The following is a 1,185-nucleotide window of genomic DNA, read 5'->3' as shown; positions in this document are numbered from 1 at the left end:
ATGGCGAACAGATCCTGGCCGTTGCCTTGTCGCACTGCGCGGCTGAACCCACCGCCTGGAGCCGCCGGAGCACGGCCCATAATCGTTCTGGAAAACAACAGTGCCCCAGTATTGCCGGCCCTGATTTACCTCGAACAGCTCGCAGATTTTATGAGTTGAATTGTTTGCATGGATTTAATTTTATTTTTGTATGTTTCTTGATGTAAAAAAATTTTTTAGTTTTTCCTTGAATAAAAGGGAAAACTCCGTCATACAACACCTATCGTTTCTTTGGCCAGTTTTGGCTTTTCGCGGCGTCAAACGCTTTCGACCCGCCAATTTCTTTCCAAATAGCCGATTGTAACCGCGCTGTTTTTTTGGCGCGGAATGTTATCTTCAGGAACTACGTAAATGAAAACTGGTACAGTTAAATTCTACAATGGCCAAAAAGGCTTCGGATTCATTCAGCCGGAAGACGGCAGCAAGGATGTGTTCGTGCACATCAGCGCGCTGGATCGCGCGGGCCTCGGCGGGCTGACAGAAGGTCAGGTGCTCGAATTCGACGTTGAGACCGGCCGTGATGGCCGCACGTCGGCAGCCAATGTGAAGCTGCTCTGATTTGGCAGATGCAAGTGCACATGCAGGCAATAGCGGGCGTGTGCACGGCCATTGATGCAAAGCGGGGATCAGTCCCCGCTTTTTTGTTTTTGGCCGGTGAAAAAGGCCGGCCCAGTTTGGTGTCCAGTAAGGAAGAGCATGCAAGTCTTAGTCAGGGACAACAATGTGGATCAAGCGCTGCGCGTCTTGAAGAAAAAGATGCAGCGGGAAGGCGTTTTCCGGGAAATGAGGGCGCGTCGTTCCTATGAAAAACCATCGGAAAAACGCGCCCGGGCCAAAGCTGACGCAATCCGGCGTGACCGGAAAGCGGCTCGCAAGCTGGCGCAACGGGAAGGCCTGGTTCCAGCGCGCAAGCCCAAGACCCGCTGATGTCCGGCAGCGTTGAGACCGGACAGATGCGCGCGGGCCCTGCTGCCCGCCGCGCGGCAAGGAGCAATCATGACAAAACTGACCAAGGAAACCCTGTTCAAGCCCAGCCGGGCGGAAAACAAGCACGCAAAAACGGAAACGATTTCAAAACAGATCATTGATGCGGAAACCGAGGCACGCCGGACAAAAAGGTAGTGTCAAAGATCTTTCGCACTTTTG

4 protein-coding genes are annotated in these 1,185 nt (G+C 52.9%); all 4 read left to right on the top strand.

Going from position 1 to position 1,185, the window contains the following annotated elements; all coding sequences use genetic code 11:
• A partial coding sequence (locus E1297_RS49575; protein WP_209015573.1) for a hypothetical protein occupies nucleotides 1–206 on the top strand: 206 nt, incomplete at its 5' end.
• Between the two features lie 184 nt (nucleotides 207–390).
• Nucleotides 391–597: a cold-shock protein gene (locus E1297_RS01615; RefSeq protein ID WP_155133061.1), complete on the top strand. Its 207-nt coding sequence runs from the start codon at nucleotides 391–393 to the stop codon at nucleotides 595–597.
• Between the two features lie 138 nt (nucleotides 598–735).
• Nucleotides 736–966, top strand: a complete 231-nt coding sequence (rpsU, locus tag E1297_RS01610; RefSeq protein WP_155133058.1) for a 30S ribosomal protein S21 — start codon at nucleotides 736–738, stop codon at nucleotides 964–966.
• Between the two features lie 69 nt (nucleotides 967–1,035).
• The gene (locus E1297_RS50690) at nucleotides 1,036–1,161 is read left to right on the top strand and encodes a hypothetical protein (RefSeq protein ID WP_256372676.1); all 126 of its coding nucleotides are present in this window, start codon (nucleotides 1,036–1,038) and stop codon (nucleotides 1,159–1,161) included.
• Nucleotides 1,162–1,185: the final 24 nt, after the last annotated feature.

The organism is Roseibium sp. RKSG952, assembly GCF_009711355.1.
Note: the sequence above shows the minus strand (reverse complement) of the source record. Positions and strands in the feature narration are given on the sequence as shown.

Coding starts and splice junctions, on each gene's coding strand:
- E1297_RS01615 (WP_155133061.1), top strand. CDS start 391: ATGAAAACTGGTACAGTTAAATTCTACAATGGCCAAAAAGGCTTCGGA.
- E1297_RS50690 (WP_256372676.1), top strand. CDS start 1,036: ATGACAAAACTGACCAAGGAAACCCTGTTCAAGCCCAGCCGGGCGGAA.
- rpsU (WP_155133058.1), top strand. CDS start 736: ATGCAAGTCTTAGTCAGGGACAACAATGTGGATCAAGCGCTGCGCGTC.